This is a genomic window from Bacteroidia bacterium (assembly GCA_016218155.1).
Taxonomy (GTDB): Bacteria; Bacteroidota; Bacteroidia; order Bacteroidales; family GWA2-32-17; genus GWA2-32-17.
The window spans coordinates 16,124-35,165 of the sequence record JACREQ010000058.1; the positions used below are offsets into that span (position 1 = coordinate 16,124).

The 19,042-nt window shown below is 30.5% G+C and carries 14 protein-coding genes; 6 read left to right on the forward strand and 8 right to left on the reverse strand.

The genetic code is table 11. The features are described 5' to 3' along the window. Positions 1 to 6: 6 nt before the first annotated feature. From HY951_10565 to HY951_10575, 3 genes are all read right to left on the reverse strand, one after another. The gene (locus HY951_10565; protein MBI5540490.1) at positions 7 to 237 is read right to left on the reverse strand and encodes a 4Fe-4S dicluster domain-containing protein; all 231 of its coding nucleotides are present in this window, start codon (positions 235 to 237) and stop codon (positions 7 to 9) included. A 177-nt stretch (positions 238 to 414) separates the two neighbouring features. After that, on the reverse strand, positions 415 to 1,530 hold the full coding sequence (locus HY951_10570; GenBank protein MBI5540491.1) for a serine hydrolase: 1,116 nt from the start codon (positions 1,528 to 1,530) through the stop codon (positions 415 to 417). 15 nt (positions 1,531 to 1,545) lie between these two features. Then, positions 1,546 to 4,086 carry a PAS domain-containing protein gene (locus tag HY951_10575; GenBank protein MBI5540492.1) on the reverse strand — a complete coding sequence of 847 codons (2,541 nt, stop codon included), beginning with the start codon at positions 4,084 to 4,086 and terminating at the stop codon, positions 1,546 to 1,548. 259 nt (positions 4,087 to 4,345) lie between these two features. Between HY951_10575 and HY951_10580 the strand changes: the two genes are divergently transcribed. The 4 genes from HY951_10580 (at position 4,346) to HY951_10595 (ending at position 13,200) form a co-directional block, all read left to right on the forward strand. Then, positions 4,346 to 6,733: an MMPL family transporter gene (locus tag HY951_10580; GenBank protein ID MBI5540493.1), complete on the forward strand. Its 2,388-nt coding sequence runs from the start codon at positions 4,346 to 4,348 to the stop codon at positions 6,731 to 6,733. Positions 6,734 to 7,020: 287 nt separating this feature from the next. Beyond that, the gene (locus HY951_10585; protein ID MBI5540494.1) at positions 7,021 to 8,181 is read left to right on the forward strand and encodes a SpoIIE family protein phosphatase; all 1,161 of its coding nucleotides are present in this window, start codon (positions 7,021 to 7,023) and stop codon (positions 8,179 to 8,181) included. A 97-nt stretch (positions 8,182 to 8,278) separates the two neighbouring features. Then, positions 8,279 to 11,158: an AsmA family protein gene (locus HY951_10590; protein MBI5540495.1), complete on the forward strand. Its 2,880-nt coding sequence runs from the start codon at positions 8,279 to 8,281 to the stop codon at positions 11,156 to 11,158. Then, complete coding sequence (locus tag HY951_10595) at positions 11,158 to 13,200, forward strand: OmpA family protein (GenBank protein MBI5540496.1); 2,043 nt, start codon at positions 11,158 to 11,160, stop codon at positions 13,198 to 13,200. Before HY951_10590 ends, HY951_10595 begins: the two co-directional genes overlap by 1 nt. Before the next feature lie 81 nt (positions 13,201 to 13,281). Here HY951_10595 and rplS read toward each other — a convergent pair whose 3' ends face one another. The 4 genes from rplS to recF all read right to left on the reverse strand — a co-directional run bounded on the left by rplS (position 13,282) and on the right by recF (position 17,021). Beyond that, entirely contained in the window at positions 13,282 to 13,662 is a 381-nt protein-coding gene (gene rplS, locus HY951_10600) for a 50S ribosomal protein L19 (protein ID MBI5540497.1), read from the reverse strand. A gap of 165 nt (positions 13,663 to 13,827) precedes the next feature. Continuing rightward, positions 13,828 to 15,513, reverse strand: a complete 1,686-nt coding sequence (locus tag HY951_10605; protein MBI5540498.1) for a C69 family dipeptidase — start codon at positions 15,511 to 15,513, stop codon at positions 13,828 to 13,830. A gap of 117 nt (positions 15,514 to 15,630) precedes the next feature. Next, positions 15,631 to 15,921, reverse strand: a complete 291-nt coding sequence (locus tag HY951_10610; protein ID MBI5540499.1) for a DUF721 domain-containing protein — start codon at positions 15,919 to 15,921, stop codon at positions 15,631 to 15,633. After that, positions 15,918 to 17,021 carry a DNA replication and repair protein RecF gene (gene recF / locus HY951_10615; protein ID MBI5540500.1) on the reverse strand — a complete coding sequence of 368 codons (1,104 nt, stop codon included), beginning with the start codon at positions 17,019 to 17,021 and terminating at the stop codon, positions 15,918 to 15,920. The genes HY951_10610 and recF overlap by 4 nt, the downstream gene beginning before the upstream one ends. Before the next feature lie 175 nt (positions 17,022 to 17,196). Here recF and HY951_10620 point away from each other — a divergent pair, with 175 nt between their 5' ends. Both HY951_10620 and HY951_10625 read left to right on the forward strand, forming a co-directional pair. After that, entirely contained in the window at positions 17,197 to 17,892 is a 696-nt protein-coding gene (locus HY951_10620) for a tetratricopeptide repeat protein (GenBank protein MBI5540501.1), read from the forward strand. A 44-nt stretch (positions 17,893 to 17,936) separates the two neighbouring features. Continuing rightward, complete coding sequence (locus HY951_10625; protein MBI5540502.1) at positions 17,937 to 18,425, forward strand: 6,7-dimethyl-8-ribityllumazine synthase; 489 nt, start codon at positions 17,937 to 17,939, stop codon at positions 18,423 to 18,425. Between the two features lie 12 nt (positions 18,426 to 18,437). On the opposite strand, the gene HY951_10630 is transcribed toward HY951_10625, so the two are convergent. Further along, positions 18,438 to 18,962, reverse strand: coding sequence for a hypothetical protein (locus tag HY951_10630; protein ID MBI5540503.1), 525 nt, complete (start codon positions 18,960 to 18,962; stop codon positions 18,438 to 18,440). Positions 18,963 to 19,042 lie beyond the last annotated feature (80 nt).

Sequence of the window (19,042 nt, forward strand, 5' to 3'; positions counted from 1 at the left end):
TAATTTTTAAGCTTCAACTTTTGTGCGATAAACTGTTATTACTCCGTCCGGACATACAATAGCACAGTTTATACAACCTGTGCAAGCATCAGGTTTTTCCATATAAGCATATTGATACCCTTTGCCATTTACTTCTTTTGCAAGTAGTATAACCTCCTGTGGACATGCAGGAATACAAACGCTACAGCCTTTGCATTTTTCAATGTCAACTACTATTGCTCCTTTCACTTTTGCCATATTCTTATTCTTATTGAATATTATGATTTAATTTTCCTCAAAATTAATATTTCGCTTTAAAAGGCAAATATGTTTAATGACAGTGTTTATAAAAAAATATTATACAGATAGATTCTAAATAACATATTAATTGAAAGTGTCTAAAATACTTAAAGTTGAAAGTTGAAAACGAAAAATTTAATAGTTGTCGGCGATTGAGTTAAGAAATTTCCACCATTCAATTTTGCCTTCTTTTTTCCCCATTCTAACTATAATAAGATTTTTTGAAGGGCATACATAAATAAACTGTCCGAGGAATCCCTGAGCCAAGTAATTTCCTTTTTTATTTGTTATCCACCATTGGTATTGATAGTACCATTTGCTTCCGTTTGTAGTATCGATTTTTGTAGATTCATATATCCAATTTTCAGGTACAATTTGCTTTCCATTCCAGTTGCCTTTATTTAAATACAATCTGCCGATTTTAGCAAAATCGTTTGCTCGTGCATTTATGCAACAAAATGTTTTTTCTAAACCGTTGTTATTTTTATCGATGCTCCAACTTCCATCATATTCCATTCCCAATGGTTTCCATAGTTTTTCCTGAAAGTATTCCGTTACAGTTTTTGTTTTCAGCGACCTTTCTAAAATTAATCCAAGTAATTGTGCATTACCGCTTTTATATTCAAATTTTTTACCTGGTTCGGATTCCATTCGCATATGGGAAATAGCTCTTCTTAGATTTCTTCCATAATAAAAAATTGCAGCATCGCTTACCGGGTTAAAATAGCTTTCATTAAATTTTATTCCTGATGTCATTTGTAATAAATGCTTTATCGTAACATTATCCAGATTTTTATTTTTTAATTCTGGTATGTAATTTATTATAGGTTCATCAATAGATTTTATAAAACCTTCTTTAATTGCACAACCTATTAAAATTGAAGTTATTGATTTTGCTATTGAAAAGGAAGTTGTTATTGATGATTTATTATAACCATTAAAATACTTTTCATATTTTATTGTATCGTTTTGAATAATTAGAAAAGCTACCGTTTTATTGGCTTCCAGATATTTGTCAAATGAAATATTATTTTCATTAGCTATTGTTATTAAATCTGGTACTTTTTCATTTTTTGAATTTGGAAAATAAAAAATTACAGAATCATTTTTTAATTCCCGTGAAGGGAATTTCTTATAATCCTTTATATCTGCGAAATTGTAAAAAATAAAGCGACTTACCTGACAGGAACTAAATATAAATAATAGTAATGTACAATATGTTATAACAAAGTAAATATGCCTTTTTGTCATTAAATAAAGATTTAATTATGGCTCAAAATATTTGTTTATTAATTTGCATAATTCTTTGTCATTAATCGGCTTTGAAAGGTAATCAGAGCACCCGGCTAACATCGCTTTTTCTTTGTCTTCAGAAAACGCATACGCAGTAATTGCAATTATAGGAACTGTTTTATTAATTTTTCTAATCTCAGCAGTTGCTACATAGCCATTTTTTACAGGAAGTTTAATGTCCATTAAAATAATATCAATATGCTCATTGTTATTGAATTCATCAATGGCTTTCTGACCGTTACTTGCATAAATAATTTTCGCATTTGTTGCTGCAAAAATTTCTTCTATTAATTTAAAATTTGAAAGATCATCTTCAGCTACTAAAATTGTTTTATTGTACCAGTTAAAATGTTCTTCTTTAGTATTAAAATCGCTCACAAGTTCAGATTTTGAAGGTTGGTATTTTATTGTAAAATAAAATGTAGTTCCTTTGTTTAGTTCAGATTTAAGCCATATCTCGCCACCAAGTAATCCTACAAATGCTTTTGTTATTGCCAATCCTAACCCTGTTCCAGTTCTGCTGTCATCTGGTTGATTATCTAATTGCCTAAACCTTTCAAAAATCAAATTAATTTTATCTTCAGGTATTCCACAGCCTTCATCTTTAACATAAAATTCAATTTTATCTGATTTTATTTCATAACCAAATTCAATTGTTCCTTTATTTGTAAATTTTACTGCATTTGTAAGAAGATTTGTTAAAATCTGACGAAGTTTAATATCGTCTGTATATATGTCTTTAACTGAACTTGTAGTTGATTTATTTAATGATAATCTAATGTTTTTTGAATTTGCAGAAGGTTTAATCATTGTTTCAATATCTTCAAGAATATTATCTAGACTAATGTTACTAAAATAAGGGGTAACAATGCCTAATTCAATTTTTGATATATCAATAATGTCATTTATAATACCTAATAATTGATACCCATTAGTATTTATTATCTCTACAAATTTCTGTTTTTTGTCTTCAGGTAAATTTTTCTTTAAAAGTAATTGCGAAAATCCAATTATGCCATTCATTGGAGTGCGTATTTCGTGGCTCATATTTGCAAGAAATGCAGATTTTAATCTGTCACTTTCTTCTGCTTTTTCTTTTGCACAATTTAATTCTTCGTTAAGCTGCTTGTATTCTTCGTTTTGAGCTTCTATCTCGTCATTTTTTTGAGCTAATAATTTTTCTGCTTGTTTTCTCTTTGTTATATTTCTGTTTATACCTCTGTACCCTATTATATTTCTTTTACTATCAAAAACAGGTACCCCATTAGTCTCAAAGGTAAATAAATTGCCATTTTTGTCAATAGCTGGTGTTTCTAATCCACTGAAAGGTTGCTTAGATTTTACAATATTATCTGATATTATTGAAATTCTTTTAGCATCATCTTGAGGCATAATGTAAAATGGCGATTTGCCAATTAATTCTGACTGTTTAAAACCTAAAATGTTTTCAACTTGCGGACTTATATATGTGTATACGCCGTCAATATTTGTTTCCCATATAATATCACTTGATGTTTCAACAAGATTTCTGAATTTATTTTCGCTTAATTCAATTTTATCTTTTGCTAATTGTAATTCTTCTATTAATTGTTTATATTCTTCATTTTGTTTTTCAATCTCCTCATTTTTTTGTTTAAGTTCTTCTTCGTATATTATTTGTTCAGTAATGTCTTGTATAGTACCAACTGATCTATATGGTTTTTCTTCTTTGTTATAAAATGTTTCGCAACGTTCTTTTACATGTTTAACTTTTCCGTCAGACATTAGTAATCTATGAATTATTTCATATGGGCTTTTAGTTTCCAAAGAGGAAGTATAAGCAATGTTAACTTTAATTCTGTCATCAGGATGAATAGCATTTATAAATGCTTCGTATGTGGCAGCAAATTCCTGAGGTTTTAAATTAAATATTCTGTAAACTTCATCAGACCAATGAAGAACATTGTTTTCTAAATCTAAAACCCAATGCCCTATATGTGCAATTCTTTGCGCTTCTTTTAGTCTAGCTTCATTTTCTTCAGTATCTAATTTTATAATATTTAACTCTTCATTTAATTGTTTGTATTCCTCGTTTTGAGATTCTATTTCTTCGGTTTTTTCTTTAAGCAATAATTCAATTAATTTTCTTTCTGTAATATCTGTAATAGTACCTAACATTTTAATGACATTGCCTTTTGAATCGAAACGAAGTTCACCTAAACCATGAACCCAAAGAATTTTGCCATTATTTTGCTTTATAATTTTATACTCTTTATTGAATGAGCCTTTTTTAGCTAAAACATCATTTGTAAAATAATCGGTCATCATTTTTCTATGATCTGGATGAACAATATTTGCCCAGCCGTCAATAGATCTGACATAATTTTTATCTATTCCAAAAATGTCATCAAGAATTTCTGAACTATTCCAAATACCAGTTGCAATATCTAATGAATAGCTTCCAAGTTTTGCAATTTTTTGAGCTTCATTTAGTAAATATTCTTTTTCTTTTAGTTCTTCTTCAATATTCTTCACGTATCACTAATTATTAAATAGTTAAGTAGAAATTAAAAAAGCAAGAAATAAATAACTTAATTATACAAATTTAATAAAATTAAATGTTTTAAAATTCAATTATTTAAATAAAAAATTAACTAAAAAAATAATTTAATCGGTTATAATTCAAAAATATAAGTGTAATATACTGATTAGCAGTCTAAAAAAACTTGCTTGCAATACTATAGTTGACAATAAAAATGTTCTAACTTTGCAGCCCTTATAATAATAAGATAAAATGTGGGGTGCTATAGCTAGTTTAATTTTACGTAATAGGGTAGCCATTCTTTTGGTACTACTTGCTATAACTGTTTTTATGGCTTGGCAGGCTAGTAAAATTGAACTTTCATATACATTTGTAAAGCCCTTGCCAAGCGATGATCAGGCAATGGTAGATTACTCATCTTTTAAAAGAATGTTTGGTGAAGATGGTAATGTAATGGTTATTGGTCTTCAGGATTCTAATTTATTTGAACTTTCTAAGTTTAATGATTTATATGATTTAGGGAAAGAGATTAAAAATATTGTTGGAATAAAAGAAGTACTGTCTGTTACTAACATATACAATATTACTAAAAATGATAGCCTGAATAAGTTTGAATTTAATCAGCTTATTAAAGAGAAACCTAAAACACAATTAGAATTAGACAGTATTAAAGAGTTAATTTATTCATTGCCATTTTATGATGGATTGGTTATTAATAAAGAAACAAACTCTACTTTAATGGCAATAACCTTTGATGATAAAAAATTGAATTCAAAGGAACGAATAAGCATTGTAGAAAGTATTAAAGAAAAAGCTGATAAATTTTCTGCAAAGTATAAAACGAATTTGCATTTTTCTGGACTACCGTATATTCGAACAAAATTCATGAAAACCGTTTCGAATGAAATGGAACTATTTTTAATTCTTGCAATTGTTGTTACGGCATTAATTCTTTATTTATTTTTCCGTTCATTCAGGGTTGTTGGGTATTCTTTAGTGGTAGTTGCAATTGGATTGATATGGTCACTTGGAACAATACATTTGTTTGGCTATCAAATAACGATTTTATCTTCAATGATTCCGCCACTGATTACAGTTATTGGGTTACCTAATTGTATCTTTTTTACAAATAAATATCAGGATGAACTTCGCAGGCATGGTAATAAAATGCGTGCATTAAGCATGATGGTAAGAAAAGTTGGACTGTCTAATTTTTTAGCTAATATTACTACTGCGGTTGGTTTTGGAGTTTTTTATTTTACAAACAGCTCTTTACTTGTTGAATTTGGTGTTGTTGCTGCAATAAATGTTATAGCATCTTATTTTGTGGCGTTAACATTTTTAACTATTATTTTAAGTTTTTTACCAGCTCCATCATTAAAAAAGAAGAATCATTTATCCGGAAAACGAATTAATTATATTATTGATAAAGTAAATTTTTTAGTTCATAACCGAAGAACTGCAATTTATATTGTTATTGCTGTTATTACTGTTATTGGCGGACTTGGAATGTTTAATATTAAAAAAATCGGTTATGTTGTTGACGATCTTCCGAAAAAAGATCCTATATATACTGATTTACGTTTCTTTGAAAAGAATTTTAATGGAGTTTTACCTTTTGAAGTTTTAATTGATACTAAAAAGGAAAAAGGTGTTTTTGCTGATGATGCTAAAACACTTTATAAAATTAAAAAACTTCAGAAAGTTGTTAACGAGCATTCCGAATTTTCTAAACCACTTTCTGTTGTTGAGGCATTAAGATTTGCATATCAGGCTTACAATGATGGAAAACCTAAATTTTATCAGTTGCCTCCTCCAATGGAACTGAATAAAATGAAAAAATATATATCAACAGTATCTGGTAATGATAGTAAATTTAAAGCTTTTCTTGATAGTACTAAGCGTTATACAAGAGTCAGCTTTCAGATGGCTGATGTTGGTTCAGTTCGAATAAAAGAATTAATAAACGAGTTAAGGCCACAAGTGGATAGTATTTTTGATCCAAAAGAATATAATGTAAGTTTTACTGGTCAAAGCGCAGTTTTTTTAAAAGGTAATGATTATTTATTCCGTCATCTTTTTATAAGCCTTTTAATCGCTATAGGATTAATATTGCTTATCGGAATGGTACTTTTCCGTTCTGTATTAATTATTGTTTTATCCAAAATACCATGCTTAATTCCACTTGTTGTTACAGCAGGAATAATGGGTTATTTTAATATACCATTTAAACCATCAACAATATTAATTTTTAGTATCGCATTTGGCTTAGCATCGGATGGTACTATTTATATATTAACTGAATACAGGCAACAGTTAAAAAAAGGTTCAGGATCTGATTCTATTCGTAACACCGTGAAAGAGGTTGGTCTTAGTATGATTTATACTAATATTATTTTGTTTTTTGGATTTGCAATATTCATTGTTTCTAGTTTTGGTGGAACGGCAGCTATGGGTACATTAATTTCAATTACTCTGTTAAGTTCACTTGTAACAAATTTAATTTTGTTGCCTTCAATTTTATTAACTCTTGAGAAGAGGGTTAATACCAAGAATATGCTTAAAGATGCTATCGATCTTGATGCAGAAGATGAGGAAGGTGATATTGTTGAAGAGCCTCAGGCAGCTGTTGTAAGTTAATTCGCTTTTTTCTCTTATATTTAATTTTCTTTGAATATTGTTTATTCAACCTAAAGTTTTTTTTATTTATAAATAAAATTTTACCTTTGCTGATTATTATGCCACAATTATTAATAAATAATACCCGTGTGTTCCTTTGCATTCAACCGAATTGCAAGGGATGGCATATTTTTACAATTCACCATAATAAGCGATATCATTCTTATCGTAACTGGTAATTAAAAGAGTTTTTATCTCTTTTTTACTGAAACCTCTCAGGTTTTCAATTTTCTTAATCAAATTATTTTATGGAAGAATTATCTGAATTAATATTGGAGAAATTAAATACACTTGTGATCGTTGTTAATGATCAGGGTAGTGTTGACTATGTAAGTTCATCGTCATTAAAAATTCTTGGTTTTGAGTCAAAACAATTATTGGGCGATGCATGGTGGAATTTAACACGTAACAGTGAAGAAGAAACTGAGATTGTAAAAAATATTACAAGAAAAATGTTTTCTCAATGTCAGAAAGGATTGTATCCACAGCCTTATGAGCGGTTACTTAAAACTTCCTCTGGAAAAAATAAATGGATACTTTGGAATACAACTGTAGGGCCTTCAAATACTATGGTTGCTATAGGATATGATATAACAGACAGAAAAACTTCAGAGCAGAAACTTTTAAAAGCAAATGTTAGTTTAGCACAACATAATGCAGAAATGCTTGAAAGTATTAATTATGCTAAACGAATTCAACAGTCGATTTTGCCGGCTAAATGTAAAATCGAACAACTTTTTAATGGTGGCTTTGTTTTGTACAAACCAAAAGATATTGTGAGTGGCGATTTTTACTGGTTTTATGAAAAACCCGATGCCTATTATATCGCTGCAATTGATTGCACAGGACATGGTGTGCCGGGAGCATTATTGTCTGTACTTGCTCATTCTTTATTAAAAAAAGTAATTGAAGGCAGTAATTTGTGTGAACCTGCTCAAATACTTTATGAGCTTGATTTGGAATTACACAGAGAATTAAATTCAGGAAAAGAATTTATGGCTTCTGATGGCATGGATATTTCTCTATGCAAAATTTTAAAAGATAAATCGAAAGCAGTTTTTTCAGGTGCATTCCGACCTATGATAATGATTAGAGAGGGTTGCATAACAGAGTTTAAAGGAAACAGGAACCCGATAGGGTTTTATGGTGGTGCAGAAAAACTTTTTGAACAAACTGAAATTGATTTGTGTGCAAACGATACATTTTATATGTTTTCTGATGGTTATATTGATCAGTTCGGAGGCGAAAAATTAAAGAAGTTAAATAGAAGACGCTTTAAAGAGTTGTTACTAACAATGGAAACAATGGATATGTCGGAACAGGAAGCATTTTTAGAATATTCAATTAACAACTGGAAGCAAGATTGCGAACAGACAGATGATATTGTTGTGATAGGAATTAGAATTTAATATAAATGCTAAACTTCTAATATTTTATTTCAAATTTCAGTTTTATTCTTTTAATTAAATATTATTTTTACAGTCAAAACATAAAAAGATTAATCCTATGAAAATCCTGAAAAAGATTTTAAAAATTACCGGAATAACTTTCTTAATATTACTTGCACTGTTAATAGCATTGCCTTTTATTTTTAAAGATAAAATAATTGAATTTGCCAAAACAGAAATAAACAATAATCTTAATGCTAAAGTTGATTTTGGCGAAATAGATTTAGGTATATTCAGTAGTTTTCCAAATCTTACACTAGATCTAAATAAACTTAGTGTGATTGGAGTTGATGATTTTCAGAAAGATACCTTGGTTACCTTTGATTGTCTTTCTACAGAACTTGATTTATTCAGTGTGTTTGGAGATCAGATAAAAATTAAAGGAATTGAATTAAAGAATCCTAATATTCATGTTAAAGTATTGAAAGGTGGAAAGGCAAACTGGGATATAATGAAGCCTTCAACTGATACTACCGGAACAACAGATACATCGGCAACTCATTTTAAACTTGCATTAAAAAAGTTTGAAATTATAAATGGTAATGTAGTTTATGATGATAATGATTTGGGTTTTTGGATGGAATTACAAAATATGCAGTTTCTATTGAAGGGTGATTTAACTGATGTTTTAACAACACTTGAAACAACAGCCAGTATCGATTCTTTATCTGTTGCATATGATGGTATGAAATACATTAATAAATCAAAAGTTAACATTTCTTGTGGGATTGAAGCAGATCTCGAGAAATCAAAATATACTTTAAAGGATAACATTATAAAATTAAACGAACTTGAATTAGGCTTGAATGGTTCAGTGTCAATGCCTGCTGATGATATTGTTATGGATTTAACTTTTGAAGCAAAGAAAACTGATTTCAGAAATCTTTTGTCAATGGTTCCTGCAGTTTATATGAACGATTTTTCAAATGTTAAAACTACAGGTAAAATCGGATTTAGTGGTAATGTTAAAGGAATTTATAACGACAGCATTATGCCAGGATTTGGAGTGAAATTATTAATTGAAAATGGTAGTTTTAAATACCCGACTCTTCCTGCTTCTGTTCAGAATATCAATGTTGATTTGGTTGTTGACAATAAAGATGGACAGCCTGATAATACTGTAATCGATGTTAAAAAATTTCACGTAGAAATGGCAGGCAGTCCGTTTGATATGCGTTTGCACGTTTCAACACCGGTTAGCGATGCTAATATGGATGGAATGGTAAAAGGCACTTTGGATTTAAATTCAGTTAAATCTTTTATGCCAGTTGAAGATGCTTCATTAGCCGGAGTAATTAAGGCTGATGTTGATTTTGCCGGACGTATGTCGCAAATAGAACAGGAAAAATATGAAGATTTTAAAGCTGTAGGTAAAATTGATCTTTTAGGAATTAATTATACAAGTAAAGATTTATCGGCACCTGTAAATATTGAAACTGCATCTATGGAAGTATCTCCAAAATATTTTGATTTAAAAAGTTTCAATGCTAAAATGGGAAGCAGTGATTTTGCAATGAACGGAAAAATTGAGAATTTCTTAGCATATGTTTTCAGAGATGAACTTTTAAAAGGGGTATTTAATTTTAGTTCAACAAATCTTAACATTAATCAGTTAATGGGAAGTGAAACTACTACAACAACTGAGGCTGCTTCTGCTGATACATCATCATTAACTGTATTTGAAGTTCCTGAGAATATTGATTTTGTTTTGAACTCATCTATTGGCAATATGTTATATGATAAGCTGGAAATTAAAAATACAAAAGGGTCAATAATAATACGTGATGGAAAAGTTGATTTAAACGGATTAAATATGCAATTACTTGATGGCTCAATGTCATTGTCTGGATATTATTCAACAAAGGGAACACCAAATCCGGATATTGATCTTAAAATGGATATAAAAGATTTTGATGTTCAAAAAACATTTACTGCTTTTAACACTGTTCAGAAAATTGCACCGATAGCTGAAAAATGTTCAGGTAAGATTTCTATTGGAATTAGTTTTGGAGGAAAATTAACACAGGCAATGTCTCCCGAGATGAAAACAATTAATGGTTCGGGTGTTCTTAATACCAAAGCTCTGACAGTTAGTAATACTGAGGTTCTTGATAAACTATCACAGGTGCTTAAAACTGATAAATATAAAAAACTCACATTACAGAATACTAATTTAAAATTTAAAATTGTAAATGGCAATATTGAAATAGAACCTTTCGTTACTAAGATTGGAAAGACTGAAATGGAGTTTGGTGGAAAACAAGGTTTAGATCAGGTAGTTGATTATATTATGAATTTTAAAATTCCTACATCAGAATTAGGTAGTACAGCAAATGAGTTGTTAGGAAACTTATCTGCTCAGGCAGGAGGTTTAGGAATAAATATTAAAGTTCCTGAATTTATTGATATAAAAGGATTAATTACAGGTTTAATAACAAAGCCTGAAATAAAATTCAATTTAAAGGATCAGGCAAAGGGCGCTGTTGATAATGTAAAAGATCAGGTGATTGATAAAGTAAATGAAGAAGTTGATAAAGCAAAAGCTGAAGCAATTAAAAAAGCGCAGGAGCAAGCAGATAAACTATTGAAAGCAGCAGATGAGCAATCGCAAAAATTAATGGCAACTGCTCAGACAGCAGCAAAGCAAGTTAATGATGCTGCAAAAGTAGCTGCAGATAAGGTTCGTGCAGAAGGAAATGCAGCAGCTGATAAATTAATAAGTGAAGCTAAAGCAAAGGGACCTATTGCCGAAAAGCTTGCAAAAGAACCTGCGAAAAAACTTCGTGAAGAAGCCGAAAAGAAAGCTCAGGGTATTCAGGATAAAGCTAAATCCGAATCTGACTTAAAATTACAGCAGGCACAACAGGAATCAGATAAGTTAAAAGCAAAAGCAAAAGCTGAGGGTGATAAATTAATTGAAGAAGCAAAAAAGAAATAATGTTATTATTTTTAAAATTATTAAAAAGTGTTTTGTTTATTGTTACGGTATTATTTTTATTATTTACCGGCAATTTGTTAGCCCAGGACGAAGAAGATGTTTGTCCTGAGGTTGATAAGAAAGCAAGAAAAACATTTGAACAAGCTCGTGATAATTTTAAAAAAGGTAATCCCGATTTAGGCTATAAATTATTAATTGAATCAACAAAACTTGATGAAAGCTATGCTGCTGCTTACTTAATGTTAGCAGATATTAATAATTCCAAGTCGGAAAGGACAAATGATGCTTCACAGTCTTTGCAATTTAGAAACAGAGCTATAGACTATTTTAAAAAGGCAGCCGAATATTGTCCTGCAATTGATAACTACAGAGCAAGCTTTGAAGTTGGTAAACGATATTACATTTCAAAAGATTTTAAAAACGCTCAGATTTATATTGATAAATTTATTGCTAATAGTAAGCAATCGCCATTTAAACCTGAAGCAGAAGTAATAAGCAAGCATGTAAAAACTTATAATGAATTAATGGCAAAACCAGTTCCTTTTAATCCTGTAAAGGTTAAAGGACTGAATTCTCCTGATGATGAGTTTTTACCATTAATAAGTCCTGATGGTGAAATTGCTTTTTTTACACATCGATTTAATAAGAGAAATGATTTAGGTACAACATTACGTACTGATGAATTCTCAATGGCTGAAAGGACAAGTAAAACCGGAGCTCTTGAAGAGTCATTTGGTAGTATAAAGGCTATGACTGCTCCATTTAATGATAAAAACAACAGTCAGGGAGCAATTTCTATTTCGATTGATAATAATCACTTGTATTTAACAATATGCGAAAATAATTTGTATTGTGATATATGGGTGTCTGATTATGTAGATGACGAATGGTCTGCATTAAAGAATATGGGAGCTGCAATAAATGGTCGGCGTTCATGGGAAAGTCAGCCGTCAATATCATCTGATGGAAAAACTATTTATTTTTCAAGTATTCGTCCTGGTAATCTTGGATTTGATTTAGACGATCAGTCCACCCAAACAAGTGATATATGGATGTCAAAAATGGGCGATGATGGAAATTGGAAACCTGCTGTTAATCTGGGTAATGTTATAAATAGCCATGGAAACGAAAAATCTCCATTTATTCATAGTGATAGTCAGACTTTATATTTTTCGTCAGATGGACGAGATGGAATAGGAGGGTATGATATTTATTATTCAAAAATGAAACCTGATGGTAAATGGACTGAGCCGAAAAATATCGGATATCCTATAAATACAGAAGGTGATGAACTTGGGTTTATTGTTAGTACTTTTGGAAAGAAAGCATATTTTTCATCTAATAAGTTACAAGGTTCAGAAGGTTGGGATATATATTCTTTCGACTTATATGAAGAAGCCCGTCCAAAAGAAATTGCAATTATTAAGGGTGAAATAAAAGACGATCAGGGCGAAGCAGTTCAGGATGCAAAAGTTGAAATTAAAGATGTTAAAACTAACAGGGTAACTGAAGGGGTTGTAGATAAAATGACAGGAAAATATGCTGTTGCAATTTCTGTTGCCAAACCCGATGATGAGTTAATTATGACAGTTAAGAAAAAAGAATACGCATTTACTTCAGAATATATAAAAGTAAAAGATATTAAAAAGGAAGAACCTGTTAAAGTTAATTTTGAAGTAAAACCGGTAGAGGTTGGAACAACAGTTAAGCTTAATAATATTTATTTTGCATCAAGTGATGCTGTTTTCGAGAAATCCAGCCTTATTGTTCTTGATAATTTTTTGGAGTATTTACAAGAGAATCCTCAGATTAAAATTTCTATTCATGGACATACCGATAGCGAAGGTGATGATAAGAGTAACCAGGCACTTAGTGAGCAAAGAGCTAAAGCAGTTGGCGAATATCTTATTTTAATGGGTTTGGATAAAGTTAGAATAGTTTCTGCTCGTGGTTATGGAGAAACTAAACCCGTAGCCTCAAATGATACACCTGATGGAAGAGCTTTAAATCGTAGAACAGAGTTTGTAATAGAAGCGAAGTAAATAGTTTTCTTATCTCGAGAACTAGACTTATAATAAAAAATCCCGCAATTAGCGGGATTTTTTATTATAACGTGAATTTTATTATTCTGCAGGAACAACAACAGCTTTTCCTGTATTAACTCTTCTTTCTTTAATTCTTGCTTTTTTACCTGTAAGTCCGCGTAGATAAAATAATTTAGCACGGCGTACTTTTCCACTTTTGTTTAATTCAATTTTATCAATAAATGGAGAATTATCAGGGAAAATTCTTTCTACACCAACTCCATTGGAAATTTTGCGAACTGTAAAGGTTGATTTTACACCAGAAGCTTTGCGCTGAATTACTACTCCGCGAAACTGCTGAATACGTTCTTTATTTCCTTCTTTAATTTTATAGTGAACAGTGATAGTGTCGCCACTTTTAAATTGTGGTAACTCAACAGCTGTTAACATTTCATTTTCAAATACTTTAACTAAGTCCATCTTGCGTTAATTTCTAATTGTGATACTTTTTCAAACGGACTGCAATATTACAAAAAATTTTAATTCAAAATACTATATGGATAAAAAATATTTATTCAGACCTAACAGGACTCGAAGGCTTGTTAGATCTAATGAACAAAAAAGGAGCCGAAGCTCCTTTTTATTTTAATGTGATCCGCCACTTGGCATTTTAAATTTTTCGCCTTTATCTTTTACTATCTGACGATAGTATTCGTCGTTATATCCTGGCTGTTTTACTTTAGGATTTCTTTGTCCGGGAACAACAGTTTTAATATTGCCGTCCATATATTTTGTAAATAAAAATGCATAAAGCTGTTTCCATCTTTTTACAGTTCCGTTTCCAGCATCAACGCTATAATTAGTAATAAATTCTATAGCTTTTTTAGGATCAGTTTTATAAAGATCGGCAGCTTGTTTATCAATATTAGGTGTATTATCAATATATTTTGATTCAAGTTCGCGTTGTACCTGTTGAATATCTTGTATCATATCGCTATAGCGTGTATATGCAAAATTTGAAACCTGATTAAAAACCCAGAATGCAGCATTGTCGCTAAATTCCATCATAGATCCATTACCTACTGCAAATGATTCAGGAACTTTTGTAATACCACAATACATTGGTGTGTAAACGCATGTATAACTGTCATCAACACCAAACCATAATATGCCACCAATAGGATTAGGTAACCATGAACGGTTTTGAGCAACAAATGTAAATCCGGTTTGTTGAGTACTTATAGCTCTTTCGTGTAAATAACTAGTGCTATCAACTTTCCATGTCATTGGTCTCCAGCGAACAATACATTTAAATGGACCAGCACCAATATCTTGTGTCATATCCATTTTTGTTCCCTGATAATAATCGCGCATTAGTTCCATTACATCGTGAACGGATAATTTTTTGTCTGGTTTAATATATAATGGCATACGATTTTTAAGGTCATGCCCCATTGCATATTCTTCGTATTTTCCCATTTCTTTATTAACTCTGTTAAAGGCGGCCCAAACGCGAGCTTCACAAAAACGAGCACCACCAAAATCTAAAGGTGCATATGTATCAGAAAAACTAAAGTCTTTATCTTCTCCGGTATAGTAACCCATCTTTTTTGCAAATGTTATTACATCAGCAGAATGAAATACTGTTTGTTTTGGATCGAAGAAATTATTTTTTTTCTGGAAAGGGAATGTTGTTATACGTGCATGGTTTGCGTGACCTGATATATATCCATCTGGAATTTGAATAGCTACCCATACTGCACCTTTGCTGTAATCCAATTTACCTTTAGCATCTTTTTTACCAGGACCTTTACCAATCATTTCTAATATCCAAACTTCATTAGGGTCAGCAATAGAGAAAGATTCACCTGTGCTGTAATAACCATATTCGCTAATTAACTCTGAAAATATTTTAATAGCCTCACGTGCAGTTTTAGCTCGTTGTAATGTTGTGTAAATTAATGTACCATAGTCAATTAATCCTGTAGTGTCTTGTAATTCTTCTCTTCCTGTGTAAGTTGTTTCACCAATAGAAACCTGATATTCGTTTTGATTACCAACTACAGAGAAAGTGTGTTTTACCTGTTTCATTTTTCCCAGATATTTACCGGTATCCCATTCGTAAATGTCAACTAATGTGCCTTCTGGGTAATCGGCAGCTGGTCTGTAATATAATTCGCCATATAATACGTGACTGTCTGCATGGTATGTTACCATTGTAGAGCCGTCTGTAGATGCACCTTTTGTAATAAGAAGGTTAGTACATGAAAATGATGATTGCGAAAATCCTAATCCTACAACCAGCGATAAAACTAAAATAATTTTCTTCATGATATTTATTGTTGATTATTTTTTAAATAAGATTGACAAAGTTATAAAAAATGTTTTGGCATTAGCTAACTCAAAATAGCTTATAAAGTATGTTTTTAAAATGAGATTTAGTGTAATTTAAAACAAAACCATTTCATCAATTACTGATTCTCCGGCTTTTTCGTTTAGTCGTTTTACCAGCTCAGTACGAATCATCATTAATTCCTGACGAAGAATTGAAGAATGAATTTTTACAAATAATTTCCTGTGTTGAATTCTTAATTCAATTGTTTTTGCTGCAATTTTTTCGCCAACAATCTCGGGCCATGATTTAATAAGTGTAATTTCTGATATCTTACCTTTTAATTTGTAGGCTTCTACATATTCGCTAATTACTTCGCTGATTGAGCGTGTGTTATTGCGTCTCATAGTATTGCTCCTTTCTCTAAATTGTAAATAGAGTAATCAGATTTTACAGGTTCAAGTACTTTCTCAATTCTGTTTTTATCAGTATCCGAAATAAAAATCTGACCAAAGTGCTGTTCTCCTACAAGTTTCATCAATAAGGAAACACGTGTATTATCAAGTTTATCAAAAATGTCATCTAATAAAAGCAATGGTGTAAAATCATTTTTTTCTTTAATAAAATCAAACTGAGCTAATTTTAATGAAAGTAAAAAGCTTTTTTGCTGACCTTGCGAGCCATTAGTTTTAACAGGAAATCCATTGATTTTAAACACCAAATCATCTTTATGAATTCCGCATGTTGTATATTGAACTAAATTATCTTTTTCAAATGATTTATTTAAAAGTAACTTAAAATCTTCTTGTTCTAATTGTGATTGATATAATAGCTCTACAACTTCATTTCCTCCGGATATGTGACGGTAAAAACTTTCAAAAACAGGGCTAAGTTTTTCCAAAAAATCTTTACGTTTATTGTAAATAGGAATACCTAGCTGCGATAATTTTTCGTCGTAAATTTCAAGAGTTTCTCTATCAGAATTATTTCTTCTTATAAATTCTTTAAGTAATGCATTACGTTGTTTAAGGACTTTGTTATAATTAATTACATCATTCAAGTATGTTTTGTCGTATTGAGATATAACTCCGTTAATAAATTTTCTGCGCTCTTCACTTCCTTCCGAGATAAGATTTGCATCGTATGGAGATACTATTACAAGCGGTAATAATCCTATGTGATCAGATAATCTTTGGTACTCTTTTTTATTTCTCTTAAATTGCTTTTTATCATTTTGTTTTACTCCGCATAAAATATTCTCATCTACTTCATTGCGTTCATAAATGCCATTAATTAAAAAAAGATTATCACCGTGATGAATGTTTTCATGATCAGTGTTATTAAAATAACTTTTGCAAAATGACAGATAATAAATAGAGTCTAACAGATTAGTTTTTCCGGCACCGTTATTTCCGGCAAAACAGTTTATTTTAGTCGAAAAATCAACTGAAATTTCTTTCAGATTTTTAAATCCAATTAAATCTATATGTTTTAAAAAAAGATTCATTTTTGTTAATGCAAAATTAGTAAAAAAGCTGTAATTAAGCTTTAGTAAATATTGCAGTAGCTTAAGTTAGTTTAACTTTAGTAAAGATTATATAATAACTTTTTCTAAAATTTTCTAAAGTTGAAAATTTTGTGTAGGTTTGCGGTTTCAAAAAAACGTAGAATACTATAAGTGTATGGCAAACAAAGATAAAGAAGTTCTCGGAAATGACATCGATCAGGTTGGAAATGTTCTTACCAAAACTGAGTTGTATATTGAGAAAAACCGTAAGGTTCTGATGATAGTTGTTGGTGCAATTATTCTTATTGTTGGTGGTTATTTAGGATATAAAAAACTTTATATTGCTCCAATGGAAGCTGAAGCTCATGAAGAAATGTTTATGGCTGAACAGTATTTTGCAAAAGATTCTTTTAATCTGGCTTTAAATGGCGATGTTCAATATCCAGGATTTTTAAAAATTATTGAACAGTATGGTTCAACTAAAGCAGGAAATTTATCTTATTATTATGCAGGAGTTTGTTATTTAAATACTGGCAAATTTGATAAGGCGATAGAATATTTAAGCGATTTTAGCACAGATGATAAATTATTATATCCTATTTCGCAAGGTGCTATTGGTGATGCAAATATGGAGCTTGGAAAAACAGAAGAAGCTTTAGCATTTTATAAAAAAGCGGCTGACGAGCAACCAAACGAATTTACTTCACCAGTTTATTTAATGAAAGTTGGCTTTGTGTTAGAAAAATTAAATAAATGGGAAGAAGCACTTGCTATTTATGAAAGAATTGAAAAAGAATATAATCGTACAAATGAGGGTAGGAAAATTGAAAAGTATATTACCCGTGCGAAACTAAAATTAAATAAATTATAAAAATCTAATCCCGATTATATCGGGATTTTTTTTGATAAAAAATTATGGTAACAAATTTAAAAGCTCAGTCAAATATCGACGAAAATATATTTCCTGATGCAAGCTCAATGAGAATCGGGATTGTAGTAGCAGAATGGAATAGTAAAATAACAGATGCGTTATTAGAAGGTGCATTAGAAACATTAAAAAAATGTAATACTCCTGATGAAAATATTATTGTAAGGTATGTTCCGGGTAGTATAGAGCTAACAGCAGGTGCTAAAATTCTTGCAGAATTAGCAAATGTTGATGCAGTTATTAGTATTGGTTGTGTTATTCAAGGAGATACCAAGCATTTCGATTATGTTTGTCAAAGTGTGACACACGGAATTACCGAATTAAATATTAAATATCCTATCCCTTTTATTTTTGCTGTTTTAACAACAAATAATTTTCAGCAGGCAATTGACCGGGCTGGAGGGAAACATGGTAACAAAGGTGCAGAATGTGCGCTTACTGCTGTTAAAATGGTAGAAATGAGAAGAAGCTTTTAAAATAATTCGTAATTATTTATTCATATAATCTGCAACCCAGCCTGGGTCTTCCATTGAATTTAAAAGCTTATACAAATTTTCACCGAAGAAATAATCATTAATAGTTTTTATTCCAAATTGTCTTAACATATCCATTTGTCCCTCTGATGCCATTCTGGGTTTTGCTGCCCAACCTTTTTCGGGTGGTGAACCATCGTAAGGAGGTTCAGAGTATCTTAATTTCCACAATTCATCCAAAATTTCCGGTCCTTCAATACCTGCATCTTTTAAAAGATTTTTTCCTTCAGCATTTGCTGACGATTGTTGAATACCGACAATTTGATGAAGCCAGTCGCGACGACTTAAAAATGTTCGTGTAACAACACCTTTATCTGAAATTTCTATAATCGCAAAAGTAATTATACTCTGAAAATTAGGTTGAAGACTTAATCCAAAATATCTTTTTGCGATTTTTGTACTATCCTGTGAAAATGATTTATTACTGCAAAAATTAAAAACAATAATAAAAACCGAAAAAAATAATATTTTATTAGCCATTTGTTCTTTTTTACAAATGTAAGTTATACAAGTTATTTGCCAAAATTTTATTATTAAGATTTCAAATTTTGTGATTGCCG